Here is a 19,195-nt window from a genome sequence, read left to right on the forward strand (position 1 = left end):
AATTGCGAAACCATGTCGTCTGTTTATTACTCTTTGACTGCACCTGCAGCCAAGCCTGACTGCCAATAACGTTGCAAGATCAGGAAAGCAACAATTAAAGGTATGATCGTGATCAAGCTTCCTGTGATAACCAGGTTCTGGATAGCCTGACCTCCGGCTGTGCTCGCCTGATCTTTCCATTGGTTGAGGCCGATGGTCAGCGGATACCATTGTGCATCTTTGAGCATGATCAGAGGTAGGAAGTAGTTATTCCAAGTGGCGACAATCGTAAAAAGCGAACAAGTCACAACACCGGGTGCAAGAAGCGGCAGGCTAATCTGCCGGAACGTACGCCATTCAGAAGCACCATCCACTCTCGCTGCTTCCAAAAGCTCAGAGGGTACAGCTTGTTCCGAAAAAACCCACATCAAGTAGAGTCCGAACGGGCTAATCAGACTGGGAATGATCATGGACCAAGGGGTATTAGTCAACCCAAGTTTGGCAAAAAGAAGGAACTGAGGCACAGCAAGTGCTATACCGGGCACGCTGATTGAGCCAATAATCACAGCGAATACTGCCCGACGGCCTGGGAACCGGAACTTAGCCAAAGCGTAACCGCCCATTACAGCAAATATTGTGGCTCCGCCAGCACCGATGACGACGTACAAAAGAGTGTTAAGAAACCATCTTCCGAAGATACCGTCCTGATAAGTGAAGACAGTTCGGATGTTGTCCCACAAAGCGAATGAGTGTCCTAAGCCCAGACCAAACGTACCAGTGAAGTCAGACTGAGTCTTGGTGGCGTTGATAATCAAATAAACAAAGGGAAATAGACAGTAGATAGCAAAGATACCGCAGACTAGCGTCATCCACATGGACCGGCGGGGATTGGAAGGATTGTAAAACCCTTTAGTCGCAGCTCTTTTCCGCTCAGCTCGTTCATCCTTGGCAATTCTGCGCTGACGTAGCTGTTCACGTCGCTTGACCAATCTGGCATTTTTGATCAAGGTGATATACCTACTCATCGCATCTGCTCCTTCATGCTGTTCAGCTGAACCACGTATGCGATGGCCATAGTTACAGCAGCCATCACAATAGCCAAGGCTGCTGCATAGTTACTTTGATTCCCTGAAAAACTCAGATTATACGCATACATGTTTGGGGTGAAATATGAAGTAATCGAATTCTCCGGCACCATACTTTTCATAACACTTGGTTCATTGAACAGCTGGAAGGACCCGATGATACTGAAAATCACAGTGATCGCAAGCGAACCGCGTAACTCGGGCATCTTAATATTTCGTACTATTTTCCACTCCGAAGCTCCATCAATAGCCGCAGCCTCATAAAGAGAGTGGGGAATCGTGGATAAGGAGGAGTAGAAAATCAGCATGTTGTATCCCGTAAACTCCCAGGTAACGATATTGCCTATCGAGGCAAGAAGAACCGAAGGCTGTAGTACATCTATGCTGGTCCCGAAAAAGGAATTGAACGTACCTACGAGGCCATATTTGGCCCCATACATGAAACCCCAGATCAGTGCTGAAACCACAGCCGGAACCGCATAAGGCAGGAAAGTCGATATACGGAAGAACCTGGTGCCATGTAGTCGCATGGAATCCAGGGCAAGGGCCATCAAAGCTGACATACAGAGCATGATGGGAACCTGGACGATAGTGAATACGCAGACTCTACGAACAGAGGACCAGAATTGAGCATCACGGAAAAGGCGTGTGTAGTTTGCCAAACCAACAAATGAATTGCCGCCAACCAGACGTTGCTGGTAGAACGAGAGCCAGATTGCATAGATGATGGGAATAACGAAGACCAGAACAAACATTATTGCGAATGGACCCATGAACTTCCAACCGCGCCAATCCTTACGGTGACTCATTTCTCTTGTCACGTGGCCTTCGCTACTTTCTCCCCTGGGAATCGTCGGTGAGGTACTGACCCTATCCATCACGTCCTCCTCTTTGAAGGAAAACTTACGGTGTCGTAAGCACAACAACGTTATAGAAGTCAAAGCTGATTATTCATCATGACAATGAATGAGTCGCTTAATTCGAAGAAGACTTCGCAGTCCTAGTTTCTATAACGTTATAGTTATAACATGAGATTATCGTTTTTGCAAAGAACTATTATTGGTAAAACCGTTAGACGTTTACTACATGGAAGAGAAACGTTCTGAATAAATAACTTACTGCATTCGCATGTCTATATACTTTTAATGTCTACCTGCCTGACCCAAGTTGGACATCGCTCCCCAATATGGCACGGGGTTTCGATACAGGATGAGGTAGCTCCAAACACCCCAAAAGATAGGCTGGATCAAGCAGGTAGTGAGAGTTTTCGTACAATCGTCCCGACAAGTAGGTCTATTCCGAACAGCAAATTTAAAACGAAAACCCCAACTCCTTAGCTGCTTCTGCAGGTACCGGGTCAAAAGCCCAGTATTCGCTCAGGTTATCGTCTGAAGAGAGGCTGCGGATCTCGGCCCGGTCTATATATACTTCTCCCGAAAGATGGTCGGTCTCATGTTGAAAAATTCGGGCCGGCCATCCGTGCATGGCCTCCCGATGCTTCTTGCCAGTCTCATCCTGCCAGTTGGCGGTGATGTCAAGCCAACGACTGCGGACAGCCTGGTACCCCTCCAGGGAAAGGCATCCCTCATAGAAGGCCTTCTTGGCAGTACCCATAGGTTCATATGAGGGATTGATGATGGCCCTAAAAGGTAGTTCTGCAATCTCGCGAGGATCGTCTTCGTCATCACGCAAGTGGTCTTCAACCACCGCAATGGCTAGGCTCAGACCAATCTGGGGAGCGGCCAATCCCACGCCGGGAGCATCTAGCATTGTCCTGCGCATGGCCTTCACCAAACGGTTCAAGGTCCTTTTGGAGAGTTGACCAGTATAGGCTTGCGTCTTCTGACGTAGCACTGGCTCTCCCATCTGGACAATGGGTAGGGTTCCCTGTCTCCCAGCGCTAGAGAGCATAGTATCGACCTGACGGTTGAGGGAAGTGTCTATTCTGGCGTTTCTTTCGAACATGGTGTCCTTCCTGGTTTCCAGACAGGCGAGCAATTGGCTCTGCTGAGCTTTAGATGGCCAGCTCGTCGGCCACGACCGACGCCAGCCGCTGGCATACCTGGTCGGCCTGCTCCTGGGTGGCCGCCTCGACCATGACCCTGACCAGGGGTTCGGTGCCCGAGGGCCGCAGCAGGACCCGGCCGGTGCTGCCCAGCATCCGCTCCTCCGCCTCGACCGCATCCTGGACCTTGGCGTTGGTGCGGGCCGCGTTCTTGTCCACACCGGACACGTTGATCAGCTGCTGGGGCAGCTGGGGGAAGTCGGCGGCCAGCTCCTTGAGGCTCTTGCCCGAGCGCACGACCTCCTTGGCCAGAGTCAGGGCTGTCAGGGTCCCGTCGCCGGTGGTGGCGAACTCCCGGTTGATGACGTGCCCGGACTGCTCGCCGCCCAGGGTGTAACCCCCGCGCAGCATCTCTTCAAGGACGTAGCGGTCGCCCACAGCCGTCTGGACGGTGACGATGCCCATCTGCTTCAGGGCCAGCTTGAGCCCCAGGTTGCTCATGACGGTGACCACCAGGGTGTCGTTGGCCAGCTTGCCCTCACGCTGCTTGGCACGGGCCAGGATGCCCATGATCTGATCGCCGTTGACCATGTGTCCCTCTTCGTCCACGGCCAGACAGCGGTCGGCATCCCCGTCGAAGGCCACGCCCATGACCGCGTCTGAGGCCTGGACCATGGCCTGCAGCTGCTCGGGGTGGGTGGATCCGGCGTGCTTATTGATGTTGTAGCCGTCAGGCGAGGCGTTGATGACCACCACGTCCGCCCCGGCCCGGCGCAGGGCCTCGGGAGCGACCACCGAGGTGGCTCCGTTGGCGCAGTCGGCCACGATCCGCAGACCGTCCAAGGGCTTGGTCTCGGTTTTGTCGGGGGCGACAGGGGCAACTGCTTCAACAAGGTGGTCGATGTACATATTGGTGGCGGTCACTGTGTCATGGGAGACGCGGCCCACGCCCTCGCCCACCGGGCGCTCCCAGTCCTGGCCCAGGACCGCTTCGATGTCGTCCTCCTTGGAATCCTGGAGCTTGAACCCGCCCCGGGCGAAGAACTTGATGCCGTTGTCGGGCATGGGGTTGTGGGAGGCGGAGATGACCGCCCCCATCTCCACGTTGAGCACGCTGGTCAGGTAGGCGATGCCCGGAGTGGGGATGATGCCCACATCAATCACGTCGAAGCCGCCCGATGACATGCCGGCAGCCAAGGCCGATGCCAGAAAGTCCCCGGAGACCCGGGTGTCGCGGCCAATCAGGGCCCGTCGGCGGCCCGCGGACCGATCCGCGCCACGACCTAGGACACGGACCGCTGCATCGCCCAGATCCAGGGCCAGCTGTGCAGTCAGGTCTCTATTGGCTAAACCGCGTACACCATCGGTACCGAATAATCTGGGCATTGCTCTCCTCCGAACCTACCATTCTGCATACAGGCGACAGATTCATTATGGCCCCGCCCCTGACCCGTCGCCACTCGGATCGGGGGCGGGCAGGTCGCTCAGCGCAGACGCTCGTTGTATTCGCGGACCTTGAGGATGCGCCTGGAGGACTCCGTGTTCTGGATGATCATCCCGCGCAAGGCCTTGGGGGCTTCGGCGTGGTCGGCCAGCCAGGCGTCGCCCGCCTTGACCAGGGCGGCCGGGTCGGCCTTGGTCGGGTAGAGCCCGCCTGCCGACAGGGGGTTGAGCAGGGTCTCCGCGATGTGGAAGGTCTTCTGGGCCCAGACCTCGTCCACGGCTGCGAAGAAGCGATCCACGTAGGGTGCGAAGAGCTCCTGGTCCCCCGAGCCGGAGAAGCCGTCGGCCAGGGCCTCGATCTGCGAGTTGGTCAGATCCTCGTTGTGCAGGGCCTGATCCCAGGCCCAGGCCTTGGCCCCAGCCGTCGGGCGGGCGGCCCGGGCGCCCATGGCGAACTCGCGGTTCTCCGTGGTGTCTCGAGCGGCCAGCTCCCGGTCGATCTCGCCGTCAGCCAGCAGGTCATGGGCGGACAGGGCGTGGATGATCAGCCAGCGGGTGTTGTTGTCGATGGTCAGCCCCTCCAGCTTCAGGTCGCCGCTCAGCAGACCGCGGGCGTGATCCTCGAAGTCGGCGTCGTCCCCGTAACCCAGGTAGGCGCGGACCAGCTGGAACTGCTCGTCCGAACCGGGCTGGGCCTTCATGGCCAGGTCCCAGAGGGTGCCGGCCACCAGCTGCAGCATGGGCTGACGACGACGGGAGGCGGTGAAGTGGTGGGCGGCCGTGGAAATCTGCGACAGGGCGTAGCGGAAGGTGGTGGACTGGTGCTCGGTGGCCAGGGCCTTCAGGCTCAGGCTGATGAAACGCTCAGCAGGGAACCGCGCATCCCGGGTCATGTCCCACAGGCTGAGCCAGACCACGGCACGGGCCAGGCGGTCCTCGATCCGGTACAGGTTCTGCGTGGCATACTCCAGGGAATCCTGATCCAGACGCAGCTTGGCATAGGTCAAGTCGTCGTCGTTGATCAGGATCAGGGCCGGACGCTTCCTGCCCACAGCCTGGGGCACCTCGGCTCCCTGGCCGTCCAGATCCAGCTCGAACCGGTCTGTACGCACCACCTTGCCGGACTGGCCCTCGTCATAGAAGCCCACAGCCAGGCGATGCGGACGCAGGACCGGGTGCTCCTCGGGGGCGGTCTGGTCGATCCGCATGGCGGTGATGGTCCCCTGCCCATCGGTCTGCACCTGGCTGGTCAGCGTAGTGATGCCGGCCTCCTCAAGCCAGAGCCGGGACCAGTTGCCCAGGTCGCGGCCGCTGGTCTTCTCCAGCTCGGTCAGCAGATCCTTCAAGGTGGCATTGCCGTGGGCATGGGCCGTCAGATAGTTGTGGATGCCCTGGAAGAAGCGCTCACGGCCCACATAGGCGACCAGCTGCTTCAAGACGGAACCGCCCTTGGCATAGGTGATGCCGTCGAAGTTGACCTCGGTGTCGTGCAGGTCGCGGATGGGGGCCACCACGGGGTGGGTGGTAGGCAGCTGATCCTCGGTCAGGGCCCAGCTCTTCTCGCCGGAGCAGAAGGTGGCCCAGTCGTCGGTCCACTCGGTGGCCTCGGCGGTGGCCAGGGTTGACATGAACTCGGCGAAGGACTCGTTCAGCCATAGGTCGTTCCACCACTTCATGGTCACCAGGTCGCCGAACCACATGTGGGCCAGCTCGTGCAGGACGGTCTCCACGCGGCGGTTGATCTGGGCACCGGTGGCCTTGGACTCGAAGACGTAGGAGTCGCGGAAGGTGACCAGGCCGATGTTCTCCATGGCGCCCGCGTTGTATTCGGGCACGAAGATCTGGTCGTACTTGGCCCAGGGGAAGGGCAGGTCCCAGGTCTTGGCGTAGAAGGCGAAGCCCTTCTTGGTCACATCGAAGAGGTACTCGGCATCCCCGTCAAGGGAGTCCTTCAGCGCCTGGCGGCAGTAAAGGCCCATGGGGATGGTCCGCCCATCCTCGTTCTGATACTCGCTGGTCCACTGGGCATAGGGCCCGGCGGCGAAAGCGGTCAGGTAGGAGCTCATGACCGGGGTGGTCTGGAAGACCCAGCGGGTCACGCCCTCGGTGCGGCCGCCCTCCAGGGTTCCCTCAGCGGTGCGGCTGTCCAGATCCTGATGGGAGGCGGCAGGCATGTTGGACAGGACCGTCCAGGATGCCGGGGCGTCCACGGTGAAGTCGAAGACGGCCTTGATGTCCGGCTGGTCGAAGACCGCGTAGACCCGGCGGGCGTCGGGCACCTCGAACTGGGAGTAGAGGTAGACGTTGCCATCCGAGGGGTCCACGCTGCGATGCAGACCCTCGCCTGTCCGCGAATAACGGCAAAGGGCCTCCACCCGCAGCTGGTTGTGCTCGCGCAGGTCGTTAAGCTCAATCCGGTCATCCCGGAAGGCCAGGGCCGGGTCCAGACGCTGGCCGTTGAGCTCGATCAGACTGACCTGGTCGGCGATCAGGTCCACAAAGGTGGACTCCTCCGGCCGGGCATCGAAGTCGATCAGGGCTGTGGAGGGGAAGGTGGCAGGCCCCTTGGTCAGGTCCAGATTGACCTTGTAGCTGACATTGGATACGACGACGGCTCGCTCTTCGGCTTCCACACGAGTCAAATTTGCTCCAGGCATAGGTTCCTTTCCTTTTATGCGGTTGGTGCCGCTAGGCGTATGGACCGACAAGGGGGCCGAGGCTCCTCCGAGCCAATCACTGCTCATGTAGAACAAGTTTAGCCAACCATGCCGAGCAGGAATCAGCGCATCAGAAACAGGGCTACCTGCTCCGCATCGTCATGAATTGACGCTGTAAGCCCATACAAAGCCACATACTCCAGGAGAAGCATAGGACTAACCCCGTTCGTCGCAGTGATCCTCTTGATAAGCATGGCGAGGTCCTTCTATACCTCAGCCATGAATTGGCTATTTCGCGTCAACACAAGCATGATTCTATGCATATTGACTTGTTACGGTAAGGTATGCTATCGTAACTTGTTGAAACGTTTCGATGATGATCGTAAGCATAAACAACGAGGTGGAGATGCCTGGCATAAAGGATGTGGCTCGACTGGCCGGAGTATCCGTGAGTACAGTCTCGTATGTCTTTTCCGGCAAACGCTCCATTTCTCCGAAAACCGCTGAAAAAGTTCGTCAAGCAGTAGAAGAGCTGGGCTACATTCCAAATGCCAGCGCGCAGCGCCTGCGGGGCGGACATAATCGGATCATTGCTATAAGTGAGCCCATCCGCGATGAAATGAACCAGACCCAATACAATGCGTATTTTCTGGAAACCGCCAAGCAGGCTAAGGACGCTGGGTACGATGTACTTATATTGACCAGCGAAGACGCTGTGATCGACATCCAACGAGTGACGGGCAGCAATCTAGTCGAAGGGGTAATCCTTCTCGACTTGATGCACAACGATCAACGGGCCGCGCTAGCTCATCTGTATAGCAAGCCATGTGTGGCCATCGGCTACCCTGTCGAGCATCAGGACTGTGCCTGTATTGACATCGACTTCACTAAAATGGGACAAATGGCCGCACAAACCCTCTACCGCCTTGGACACCGTACCATCGCCTTTCTCAGGGGCCTGGAAGAGGACTATCAGCGCGGAGCGGGTTACATGATTCTGTTCTACGAAGCACTTCTCAAGGAGACACAAGCTCTAGGTATTACGTTGATCGAATCGGAAAAGGTGGATCATCACAACTTCGATGCTGATCAATTTACCCATAGGATTATCAACGGTTCAGAACATCCCACAGCCCTTATCAATCAGTCCGGCTCGGATATACTCAATGCCGTTTTGGATTCCATGCAGAATGCCGGAATCTCTATACCAGATGACTGTTCTGTTCTTTCCTGTGGAACCTACTTGGAAAAGGAACTTGTTCATCAGCCCATCAGTGAAATCCCATTTACCCCTGGCAAACTGTGCACCGGAGCCGTCAGCATTCTGCGGAATGCCATCGAAGATAAACGCGATATACGGGGAGCTGTCCGTCTATTTGAGCCAGAACTGGTCGATCGTGGTTCCTTGGCCAGCGTTCAGTCCCTGACTGAAGGAGGTACAGTATGAAATAATCATTCAGCACCTTGCATCAACGAGGCAAAGCGATGAAGCTCCTCAGTCTTATAAGTTCCGACCGATATTCACAAGTTTATGTCCATAAATATCACAAATAGGGAGGTATATTTTTTTGAATCGAAACGTTTCGACCACAGATTAGTTTTCGTCAAACGCAAAAAGGAAAGTGAAGAATAATGAGAATGAAGAAAGCGCTAGCTACTTTATTAGTTGCCGCATCGACCGTAGCGACCTTGGCAGCATGCGGGAGCGGCGGAAGTCAGTCGGAAGAACAAAAGCCAGAGAGCATTTCCTTCTGGCACTATGACAAAGAGACCTCCGCTCAAACCATGGCTTGGAAAGAAGCTGCAGCCGATTTTACGAAGAAGACAGGGGTCAAGGTCAAATTCGAAGTCAAGTCCTTCGCCCAGATCGCACAGAACAGCAGCCAATTCCTGAATTCTGACCAAGCTCCAGACATTATGGAGTCCAATAGAGGAAACGGCAGCGCTGGCATGCTCTCCTCCATGGGACTCCTCAGCGACTTGGGCCCCTATGTCAAGAAGTATGGGTGGGACAAGAAAGTGACCAAAGCAGATTCCTCCATGGCCAGGTACAACGACAAAGGTGTTATGGACGGCGATACTTGGTACGGTGCCCCCAATTATGCCGAGTACCAGCGCGTCTACTACAACAAGGATCTGTTTGCCAAGCACAACATCAAGGAACCGACCACTCTAGCCGAGTTCGAGGAAGCCTGCCAAAAGTTCAAGGATGCAGGCGTTACACCCATCGCAGCTGATGCCGGTGAGTTCGGCGTGCTCTGGCTCTGGTGGCAGTTGGTCTCTACCAAGGCAGATAAAGGCTTGATTCAAGATTGGCAGATGTATAAGCACCCGGTAAATTGGAAAGATCCAGCCCTTTCCTATGCCACCGAGACTTTGAATGATTGGTTGAACAAAGGATACATCTCCCGTAATGCCACCGGTCTCAAGGCCGAGGACACCACAACTTCCTTCATCAAGGGCGATTACCCGATTTACCAGACCGGCACTTGGAACCAAGGTCGTTTTGTGGAGCAGATTAAGAACTTCGACTGGGATGCCTCTATTCTGCCTGGTTCCAAGTTCGCCCAGGGATGCACCGGCAATCTGCTGACCATTCCTGAGAAGAGCAAACATAAGGAACTGGCCGCTCAGCTGATCGACATCGTTCTGTCTAAAAAAGAGCAGAATGGAATCGCCAAGCATGGTGGAATCCCTGTTGCCGCAGATAACAACAGCATCGACAACCCCAAGAACAAGGCCATGGCCGAAGAGTACACAAAATTCTCCAAGAAGAACGCACTCTCCTATTACCCTGATTACCCAGCTGCCAATCTGACAGATGCCATGCCTGCCGCCCTTCAGGAGCTTGTCAATGGCACCAAGAACCCAGATCAAACCCTGAACGCCATTAAGGATGCCTACACTTCAGGCGTCAAAGACATGGATGTTAAGGACTAGGCTCTACGCAATCCAATCATTATCTGGGCTGGACGGTGCTTGTCATGTTCGGAAAGCACCGTCCATCCTTCCCAATATTAACTAGCAAATAAGGAGATCGGGAGGCTGCCATGTCCCAAGGCGCTAGCAGTAAACAGTCGACAGCGTCAAGACTGCCCGGCAACAAATCGACCAAGTTCATCCCCTATCTGATTCCAGGGATATTGTCCTTGGCTGTAATCATCATTGTTCCTTTTATCTGGAATATCTATCTCAGCTTTACGCGCTGGCGGGGTGTCGGCCCGGTTCGATTCGTGGGCCTGCACAACTGGCAACGACTGATCGGTGACGCGACTTTCTGGAAATCGTTCATCAACTCTTTCTGGATCATCGTGGCAATAGTCGTCATTCCCACTATTTTGGGCCTGCTTATTTCATCTGTCCTGACAGATGTGATTCAGAAAAAGTTCAACTCCGGCAGTGCTTCTTTCATCAGGGCACTCTACTATCTTCCCCAGCTGCTTCCAGTCGCGGTGGCTTCCATCATTATGGGGTGGATCTTCCGGCCGGAGGACGGCGCTTTCAACGCACTCTTACAAAAAATAGGACTTGGCGGTCTCCAGCACAACTGGCTGGGAGACCCAGGCAGCGCATTGCCCGTACTCATGTTCATCTTGATCTGGATACAGCTGGGCTACCCAATTGTCATCTTCATGTCCGGGCTGCAGCGCGTTGACCCCGAACTCTACGAAGCCGCCAGCCTAGATGGGGCCAACTGGTGGCAGAAGTTCAGAGTAGTAACCCTCCCATCCATTATCCCAGAACTCCTGGTAGTCATTCTGACCGCCACCATTGGAGCCTTGAAAACCTTCGGGCCAGTCTACCTGCTGACCAAGGGCGGACCCGGCACAAGCACCATTGTGCCTTCCTACTACTCTTACAATCAGTTCTTCCAACTTCATCAAGTGGGTTACGGTGCTGCAATCTCCACAGCTCTGACCATTGTGATCATCGTCTTTTCTATCGTGTTCACCCTGATTCAGGGACGCGTCGAAAAGAACATGGACTAGAGAGGGGAAACCATGACACAAGCAAATGCGGAAATGGTAACCGAACAGTCAGGCTCTACACTTCCAATCACATCCAATGACAAGAAAAGCAAGCATATTCGTAGTTGGGGCAACTGGCTGGCTCTGATCCTCCTTGTTCTGGGCGCGGTCATCATGCTCTTCCCTCTGCTCATCTTGGCCATGAATGCCTTTAAGACCATCGGAGACTATAACGCAACAGGGCCGCTCTCTCTTCCAGCGCACCCGACAATGAGCGGCATCACATCTTTCTGGGTCAGCAGCAACTTCCCCATGAAATTTGTCAACAGCTTGGTTATCTCTCTTGTTGTCGCAGTGATGGGGGTTGTACTCTCGGTTCTCAACTCGTTCGCCCTGGGCATCGGGCGCGTCAAAGGTAACCGGTGGATCATACTCTTGATTATGCTGGCCAATATGCTGCCTCAAGAGTCCTTGCTCTACCCGCTCTATACCGTCTTTAAAGACATCGGTCTCTATAACACTCAGCTCTCCATAATCATCATTTTCACCGTGATTCAGAGCGCATACGGCACCTATCTTCTCTCGGCGGTATATGGCACTTTCCCACAAGCCATTCTTGAAGCAGCCTCCATAGATGGCGCCAACCGCCGACAGGTGCTGAGCAAGATCGTCCTTCCCATCTCGTGGCCAACCATCAGCGTACTGTTCGTGTTCTTCTTCGTATGGACCTGGAACGAGTACATGATTCCCATGGCTTTCCTCATGGACGACTCAGTGCAAACCGTCCCTCTGGCCTTGGCCACCATTCAGGGACAGCACACCATGGATGCTACTTCCCTGGCTGCAGCTTCACTGCTCAGCATCATCCCGACCATCATCTTCTACGTGATCTTCCAGCGCAAGCTCAACCAAGGGATCGTAGCAGGCGCTGTCAAGTAGACGACGCTTCTTCTGTTGCATTTGGGACGATCCCCTCATCGGGAACCGTCCCAAAACTCCCATTACTGGGGCTGCATATCAGCGGTAATATAGGAATCAGGTGGTCTCCAACGAAGGAGCGTCACCTACCAGCAAGGATGTCATGTTGGGTATTCAACTGCGTCCGTGCAGGATCTATACGCATATCAGAGAGGATATACGATATGAAAGCGTTGATGTACTACGGCAAGGAAGATGTGCGTCTGGAGGACGTGCCCGAGCCTGAGCTCAAACCCGGGACCATCAAGATCCACCCCGCCTTCACCGGTATCTGCGGTTCCGATGTCCATCTGTACTACGACGGAGCAGTCAACGGGGGAGGCAATTCGCCCGACCATCCACATCCCCTGACGGGAGAGACCCTGCCGGTAGTTTTCGGCCATGAGATCTCTGGTACCGTCGAGGCCATCGCCGACGACGTGCACACTGACATGAAAGTGGGCGACTCGGTGGTGGTCGAGGCCGAAATCGCCTGCGGCGAATGCCCAGCCTGCAAGGCCGGCAACTACAATGACTGCGACAAGCTGGCCGGCATCGGCATCAACGGAGGCGGCGGCGGACTCAGCGAACACATCGTGGTTCCGGCAGAGCACGTCTTCCCCGTGGGCGACATCCCCCTGGACCAGGCTGCCATGATCGAGCCCTTCGCCGTGGCCCATCACGCCATCCGCGCCATGGATCCCCAAGAAGGACAGACCGCAGTGGTCGGCGGCGCCGGGCCAGTGGGGTTGCTCATCGGCACCATCCTGCGGGCGAAGGGAGTCCGGGTGATCATGTCCGAGCTCTCCTCGGCCCGTAAGGAGAAGGCCTTGCAGTCCCATTCGGCCGACATTGTGGTCGATCCCAGCAAGGAGGACCTGGCGGAGCGGGTCCGCCGCGAGACCGACGAAGCCGGGGCCGATCTGGCCTTCGATGCAGCTGGAGCCGAGCCGGTCGACCACCAGCTTTTGGAGGCCCTGAAGGCCACTGGCGGGCTCATGGTCGTAGCCCTGCATGGCAAGCCCATTACGCTGAACCTGACCAAAGAGCTGGGCTTCGGCGAGAAGTTCATCCGCGGTACCATGGGATACGCCAACGACCATCCTGACGCCATCAAGCTCATCCATGACCGGAACATCGACCTGTCCACTTTCATCACCGACCGGATCAAGGTCGAGGACATCGTGGACAAGGGGTTCCGCCAGCTGCGTGAGGACGCGGAAAACCACGTCAAGATCATCGTGAGCATGTAAACGCTCCCTATTTACTGATAACACTGAAGGCTCCGGCCGTCCATCTGGGCGACCGGAGCCTTCGGTATCAGTATGCGGGCAGTGGCGTCAGTCCTGCGGCTGCACGTCGGTGGCGATGTCGGCCACCACGGGCACGATCATGGGCCGGCGGTGCAGCTTGCGTGAGATCCAGCCGCCCAGGGTGCGGCGCATCATCTGCTGGAGCTGGTAGGTGCCGGTGGTTCCCTTGGACATGGCATCCTCAAGCTGATCGACAATCTGGGCGTTGATGGACTTGAACTCGCTCTCGTCCTCGGCCACGGCGTTCAGGTAGAGCTTGGGGCCGGAGACAACCTTGCTGGTCTCGGTGTCGACCACGGCGAAGGCGGAGACGAAGCCCTCGGTGCCCAGAATCCGGCGCTGCTCCAGCTCGTCGTCGGTCAGCTGGCCCACGGAGTCGCCGTCCACATAGACGTATCCGCAGGGCACGGATCCGACCACAGCGGCCTGGCCATGGTAGAGGTCCACCACGTCGCCGTCCTCGGCCAGGACCACGTTCTGCGGATCCACGCCGGTCTTGACGGCAATCAGTCCATTGGCCACCAGGTGCCGGTTCTCGCCGTGGATGGGCATGGCGCACTTGGGCTGCACGATGTTGTAGAAGTGCAGGAGCTCGCCCTCGTCGGAGTGGCCGGAGACGTGGATGGCCGCGTTGTCGCGGTTGACCACCTTGGCGCCCAGGCGCACCAGCTTGTTGATGACCTTGTAGACCTCATGCTCGTTGCCGGGGATCAGCGAACTGGCCAGGATGACCGTGTCGAACTCATTGATGGTGATGTCACGGTGGGTCCCGTCGGCGATGCGGCCCAGAGCCGCCATGGGCTCGCCCTGGGATCCGGTGCACATGTAGACGATCTTCTCATCAGGAATGCTGTGGGCATCCTTGAGGTCGACCACGGTGTCCTCGGGCAGGTGCAGGTAGCCCAGGTCGGAGGCGATGGACATGTTGCGGACCATGGACCGGCCGGCGAAGACCACCTTGCGGCCGAACTTGTGGGCGGCGTCGACCACCTGCTGCACCCGGTGGACGTGGCTGGAGAAGGAGGCCACGATGATCTTGCGCTGGGCCTCGGCGAAGGCCTTGTCCAAGGCGGGGGCGATGGAGATCTCTGGCTTGACGAAGCCGGGGACCTCGGCGTTGGTTGAATCGACCATGAGCAGGTCCACGCCGGACTCGCCCAGCTTGGCGAACTCCCGCAGGTCGGTCAGCCTGTGATCCAAAGGCAGCGGGTCGATCTTCATATCGCCGGTGTCGATGATATGACCCGCCGGAGTGCGCACCGAGACGGCCAGGGCGTCAGGAATGGAGTGGGTGACCGCCACGAACTCCAGGTTGAAGGGGCCTACCTTGAGCTTGTCGCGACCCTTGACCTCCACCTCGGTGGGCTTGAGATGGTGCTCCTCGCACTTGGCATCGACGAATCCCAGGGTCAGCTTGGAACCGATCAGGGGGATGTCCGGACGCAGCTTGAGCAGGTAGGGCACGCCGCCGATATGGTCCTCATGCCCGTGGGTCAGCACCAGGGCGTCCACCTGGTCCAGCTTGTCCTTGATGTAGCTGAAGTCGGGCAGGATCAGGTCCACGCCCGGCTGCTCCACCTCAGGGAAAAGCACGCCGCAGTCGATCAGCAGGATGTGGCCGTTGTACTCGATCACATTCATGTTCCGGCCGATCTCGCCTAGGCCACCCAGGGGAACGATGCGCATGGATCCCTTGCGGTACTTGGGAGGCGCCACCAGATGCTGCTCGGTCTGGGTCCCCTTGCCGCGGGCGATGGCGCCGTTGCGGCGGCTGCGGGATTCGCCCCGGGACCTGCCTGACCCCTGCTTGCCGTTCTTGGAGGAGGACCGACGGTTTCTGCTCTTGCCGGTCGTATTTGATTCTTCTTGTTTTCTTGCCATTGTCACTTGTGTTTCTATCATCTGTGCCCCTGCCTATACAGGGGCGACGTTGCTTTCAGGACTGATTCAGATCAGCCCCGCGGCCTTCATTCCCTTGCGGGCGAGAGACACCTGGTCCTCATCGGGACCCAGATTGGGCAGCCTCATGGCCGTCTGATCCAGTCTGCCTGCCACCTTCAGAGCGGCCTTGGCCATGACGGCCTGCTGACCCTGACCGTTCAGAGCCTGGACCAGCGGATCCAGACGTGCGGCCAGTTCCCTTGCGCCATTCAGATCGCCTGCATCGAAGTCGTCGGCCAGACGCTTCATGGGCCCGGATGCCACATGAGCGATGACCGAGATGACGCCGACCGCGCCCAGGGCCAGGAAAGGCAGATAGAGCCCGTCGTCGCCTGAATACCAGGTCAGGCCGGTCTCCTGGCGCTTGCGGGTCATGGAGGCCAGGTCGCCCGTGGCATCCTTGACGGCTGCGATCCCATCCAGCTCAGCCAGCCGCCGGTAGGTGTCCAGCTCGACGTGCAGTCCGGTCCGCCCGGGCACATCGTAGAGAATGATCGGTCGCTGAGCCGACTGGCAGACCGAGCGGAAGTGGGCCACCACCCCGTCCTGGGAGGGCCGCGAGTAGTAGGGCATGACCACCAGCAGGGCATCGGCCCCGGCCTCCTGGGTCATCTCCACCATGCGTACCGTGTGCGCTGTGTCATTGGAGCCAGCTCCGGAGATGACGGGCACATCGACAGCATCCTTGACGGCCCTGACCAGGTTGACCTTCTCCTCCATATGGGTGACGGGAGACTCGCCTGTGGTGCCGTTGACCAGAATGCCGTCGGCCCCATCGGCCACCAAGGTGCGGGCCAGATTGGCGGCAGCCTCGTAATCCACGGATCCGTCCTTATTCATAGGCGTGATCATGGCGGGGATCACCCGTCCGAAGGGTGCAGAAGGAAGCAGATGGGTAACGGTCTCAGTCATATCTTCACGCTACTTGCAGATGGGGACGCTCTTGCGGATATCAGAACAGGTAGTGGTCCAGGCCCACGGTCAGTCCTGGAATGCTTCCAGCACGGCGCACGGCCAGGAGAACTCCGGGCATGAAGGAGACACGCTCGAAGCTGTCTGCGCGGATGGTCAGCTGCTCGCCGGGGTTGCCCATGAGGATCTCCTCGTGCGCGTTCAGGCCCCGCAGCCGGACGGCGTGGACATGGACACCGTCAACCACCCGGCCCCTGGAAGCATCAGCCTGCTGGGTCGCGTCGGGCATGGGACCCATCCCAGCCTGACGGCGGGCCTCGGCGATGGCGGCAGCGGTCCCCAGAGCCGTGCCGGAAGGGGCATCGACCTTGTCAGGATGGTGCATCTCGACCACCTCGGCTGACTCGAAGTAACGGGCAGCCATGGCTGCGAACCGGTCGGCCAGCACTGCGGAGATGGCGAAGTTGGGAGCGATGAAGACACTGAGCCCGGGATGGCCGTCCAAGGCCTGCCTGACCTGGTCCAGACGCTCCTTGGTCCAGCCGGTGGTGCCGATGACCGAGTGGACCCCCTGCTCTATCAGGGTCAGGGTATTGGCGAGGACGGCATCGGGGCTGGTGAAGTCGACCGCCACATCCGTGTTGCTCGGATTGATGGACGACGGATCGTCATCCGGCCCCAGCAGCAGGGCCGTCTGCATATCCTGCGCGCCCTTCAGAGCACGCACCACCTCGGTTCCCATGCGTCCGCCTGCACCCAGCACCGATACGCGGATCATCGGCTGCCTCCTTCTTCACTGTTCATTCACTGTGCATTTTCGGTCTTTTCCACGACCATACCCCTCCTGCGGCTCCTGGCCCAGCCCAGCAGCGCCAAGGGGACAGCGCAGCAGGTGACCACCGCCGGAATGGTCATGCCGCCGTGAGGCCCGAACTGATCCAGGGCGACTCCGGCCAGGGTTGATCCCAGGGAGGTGCCAATGGATCCGCCTGTGGACAGCCAGGAGAGCCCCTCGGTCAGGGCGCGGGCATCCACGTTCTCGCGCACGATCAGGTTGCCGGTGGCGAAGATGGGCGAGACGCACAGGCCGGTCAGCACCTCGGCCAGACCCAGCAGGACCAGGTTGTCCATGACCAGGCGGAAGACCACGTAGCCCAGGGTCAGCAGCACCAGGAAGGTCGTCAGATAGCGCCAGCGGGATCCTTTGAGCTTGACCGAGCCGAAGATCAGCGCTCCGCAGAGGGAGCCCAGGGCGAACAGGGCCAGCTGCAGGCCTACCGCACCCTCTCGTCCCATGGACTTGGTCAGGGCGGTCACCGAGACGTCCACCGCCGAGAAGCTCATGTTGAAGACGACGAAGATCACCACCAGCAGAAGGATGCCCGGGTAGACCAGAGCCGAACGAGAGCCCTGGTGACCGTCAGTGTCGCTTGGCAGGACGTCCCCATGGGCGTCCACCGGGGAATGATCCGCTGCAGACTGGCTGACGGCCTCCATGCGAACGACGGCCGGAGGCTCGGTGGAACGCATGGCGAAGAAGGTCAGCCCGCCGACCAGCAGGGCCAGAGCGGGCAGGTAGAGCTGGGAAACCGGGCTGACCGAGGTGGCCAGGTAGGCGGAGAGGATGGGTCCCAGGATGAAGACGCACTCGTCCAAGCCTGACTCCAGGGCATAGGCGGTGTTGAGCAGATTGGTCTTGTCGTCGCGCAGCACCCAGGCCCAGCGGGTGCGCACCAGGGCTCCGAAGGCGAACTGGGTCAGGCCCATCAGGGCCGCCAGCACAAAGAGTACTCCCAGGGGAACCCGGCGCATGGCCCCCACGGCGAATCCTAGGATGGCCAGAGCCTGTACGATCAGGGCGGTCACCCCGACCCGACGCTGGCCGAACCGGTCGAACAAGCGCGCGTAGAAGGGGGTGACCAGGGCCGCGCAGAGCGTGTAGACGGCACTCATCAGCCCGGCCGAGGTCCAGTTGTCATAGATGTTGTTCAGGGCCAGCACGATGCCCAGACCCATCATGCCCAGGGGCAGACGGGCCAGGACGGCCGACAGGCAGAAACCGGCGGCGCCCGGGTAGGTGAACAGGCGCAGGAAGGGGGATTTAGCGGCCGCCATGATCACCGTCCTTGCCCAGCTGGTCGCTCACGCGGGCGCCGTAGATGAAGATGTCGTCGATCCCCTCGAAGAACTGCGGATCGTCGGAGGGGTCGCGACCGGCGAAGGCCGCATGGTCCCGGCCCTTGAGCTCGGCCAGCCGCTCCATGCCCTGATGGTCGTAGAAGCCCACGTCGCAGGAGGAATCCGTGTGCAGGTAGAAGCGCTCAATGCCCGCCTGGTCCAGATGCTCCAGGGTGTCACGCCACAGGGCGCCGCCTACGCCTCGTCCCCGGGCACGGCTGGAGACCAGGAAGAGCCTCAACTCAGCCTGGGGCGAGACCGCCAGGCCACACTGCTCCTCCAGCCTGACCTCGGTCAGCTGCCACTGGCGGGCCCGGTCCAGGGTCTGGGCGCCCAAGGTTGTGGCAGACAGCTGCTGGTCCACTCGCTCCAGTTCCTCTTGCGCCTGGGGGAAGCACAGTTCGCCAACCCCCTCGGCCAGCAGGGTCACCCCCAGAAAGTCCTGCCCATCGACAGCTATCCGGGCCCTGGTGGCACCCACCAGATAATGCAGGATGAAGTGGGCGGCACTCAGCCGGGACACAGTCCCCTCGGGATCCTCCTGCACCTTCCAAGTAGCGTCGAAAGTCCCCACCAGGTCGGGCATATCCGCCCAGACCATGGGTCGTATTTCCACGCTCCCCCTCCGCCCGGAGGCCTGGTCGTGAATACTGGACGTTGTCATCTGTCTCATTGCTCCATTCGGGCGTGCCCGGCCCAACGACGGCACTTGGCCGTCTGCCGATCGCCTGCTGTTCATGATTGCTGATGCGCGGCA

The 19,195-nt window shown here is 58.5% G+C and carries 15 protein-coding genes; 5 read left to right on the plus strand and 10 right to left on the minus strand.

Going from position 1 to position 19,195, the window contains the following annotated elements:
• Positions 1 to 26: 26 nt before the first annotated feature.
• From ACUIAH_RS04295 to pepN, 5 genes are all read right to left on the minus strand, one after another.
• Positions 27 to 1,004, minus strand: coding sequence for a carbohydrate ABC transporter permease (locus ACUIAH_RS04295; protein ID WP_445341510.1), 978 nt, complete (start codon positions 1,002 to 1,004; stop codon positions 27 to 29).
• Positions 1,001 to 1,873 (minus strand): carbohydrate ABC transporter permease, encoded by an 873-nt coding sequence (locus ACUIAH_RS04300; RefSeq protein WP_445341551.1) that lies wholly within the window; start codon positions 1,871 to 1,873, stop codon positions 1,001 to 1,003. The genes ACUIAH_RS04295 and ACUIAH_RS04300 overlap by 4 nt, the downstream gene beginning before the upstream one ends.
• A 502-nt stretch (positions 1,874 to 2,375) precedes the next feature.
• Complete coding sequence (locus ACUIAH_RS04305; protein ID WP_445341511.1) at positions 2,376 to 3,029, minus strand: peptide deformylase; 654 nt, start codon at positions 3,027 to 3,029, stop codon at positions 2,376 to 2,378.
• A gap of 49 nt (positions 3,030 to 3,078) precedes the next feature.
• Complete coding sequence (gene glmM / locus ACUIAH_RS04310) at positions 3,079 to 4,455, minus strand: phosphoglucosamine mutase (protein ID WP_445341512.1); 1,377 nt, start codon at positions 4,453 to 4,455, stop codon at positions 3,079 to 3,081.
• A 98-nt stretch (positions 4,456 to 4,553) separates the two neighbouring features.
• Positions 4,554 to 7,169, minus strand: coding sequence for an aminopeptidase N (gene pepN, locus ACUIAH_RS04315; RefSeq protein WP_445341513.1), 2,616 nt, complete (start codon positions 7,167 to 7,169; stop codon positions 4,554 to 4,556).
• Positions 7,170 to 7,542: 373 nt separating this feature from the next.
• On the opposite strand from pepN, the gene ACUIAH_RS04320 reads away from it, so the two are divergent.
• The 5 genes from ACUIAH_RS04320 (at position 7,543) to ACUIAH_RS04340 (ending at position 13,347) form a co-directional block, all read left to right on the plus strand.
• On the plus strand, positions 7,543 to 8,616 hold the full coding sequence (locus ACUIAH_RS04320; RefSeq protein WP_445340451.1) for a LacI family DNA-binding transcriptional regulator: 1,074 nt from the start codon (positions 7,543 to 7,545) through the stop codon (positions 8,614 to 8,616).
• Between the two features lie 185 nt (positions 8,617 to 8,801).
• The gene (locus ACUIAH_RS04325) at positions 8,802 to 10,109 is read left to right on the plus strand and encodes an ABC transporter substrate-binding protein (protein ID WP_445340452.1); all 1,308 of its coding nucleotides are present in this window, start codon (positions 8,802 to 8,804) and stop codon (positions 10,107 to 10,109) included.
• 110 nt (positions 10,110 to 10,219) lie between these two features.
• On the plus strand, positions 10,220 to 11,158 hold the full coding sequence (locus ACUIAH_RS04330; RefSeq protein WP_144085402.1) for a carbohydrate ABC transporter permease: 939 nt from the start codon (positions 10,220 to 10,222) through the stop codon (positions 11,156 to 11,158).
• A gap of 33 nt (positions 11,159 to 11,191) precedes the next feature.
• Complete coding sequence (locus ACUIAH_RS04335) at positions 11,192 to 12,076, plus strand: carbohydrate ABC transporter permease (RefSeq protein ID WP_144085558.1); 885 nt, start codon at positions 11,192 to 11,194, stop codon at positions 12,074 to 12,076.
• 203 nt (positions 12,077 to 12,279) lie between these two features.
• Entirely contained in the window at positions 12,280 to 13,347 is a 1,068-nt protein-coding gene (locus tag ACUIAH_RS04340; protein ID WP_445340453.1) for a 2,3-butanediol dehydrogenase, read from the plus strand.
• 87 nt (positions 13,348 to 13,434) lie between these two features.
• Here the strand turns inward: ACUIAH_RS04340 and ACUIAH_RS04345 are convergent, their stop codons facing one another.
• The 5 genes from ACUIAH_RS04345 to ACUIAH_RS04365 form a co-directional block, all read right to left on the minus strand.
• Positions 13,435 to 15,288, minus strand: a complete 1,854-nt coding sequence (locus ACUIAH_RS04345) for a ribonuclease J (protein WP_445340454.1) — start codon at positions 15,286 to 15,288, stop codon at positions 13,435 to 13,437.
• A gap of 66 nt (positions 15,289 to 15,354) precedes the next feature.
• Positions 15,355 to 16,260 carry a 4-hydroxy-tetrahydrodipicolinate synthase gene (gene dapA / locus ACUIAH_RS04350; RefSeq protein ID WP_445340455.1) on the minus strand — a complete coding sequence of 302 codons (906 nt, stop codon included), beginning with the start codon at positions 16,258 to 16,260 and terminating at the stop codon, positions 15,355 to 15,357.
• 40 nt (positions 16,261 to 16,300) lie between these two features.
• The gene (gene dapB, locus ACUIAH_RS04355) at positions 16,301 to 17,038 is read right to left on the minus strand and encodes a 4-hydroxy-tetrahydrodipicolinate reductase (RefSeq protein WP_445340456.1); all 738 of its coding nucleotides are present in this window, start codon (positions 17,036 to 17,038) and stop codon (positions 16,301 to 16,303) included.
• A gap of 26 nt (positions 17,039 to 17,064) precedes the next feature.
• Complete coding sequence (locus ACUIAH_RS04360) at positions 17,065 to 18,375, minus strand: MFS transporter (protein WP_445340457.1); 1,311 nt, start codon at positions 18,373 to 18,375, stop codon at positions 17,065 to 17,067.
• Positions 18,362 to 19,102: a GNAT family N-acetyltransferase gene (locus ACUIAH_RS04365; RefSeq protein WP_445340458.1), complete on the minus strand. Its 741-nt coding sequence runs from the start codon at positions 19,100 to 19,102 to the stop codon at positions 18,362 to 18,364. The genes ACUIAH_RS04360 and ACUIAH_RS04365 overlap by 14 nt, the downstream gene beginning before the upstream one ends.
• Positions 19,103 to 19,195: the final 93 nt, after the last annotated feature.

Source organism: Bifidobacterium sp. ESL0820 (genome assembly GCF_052606235.1).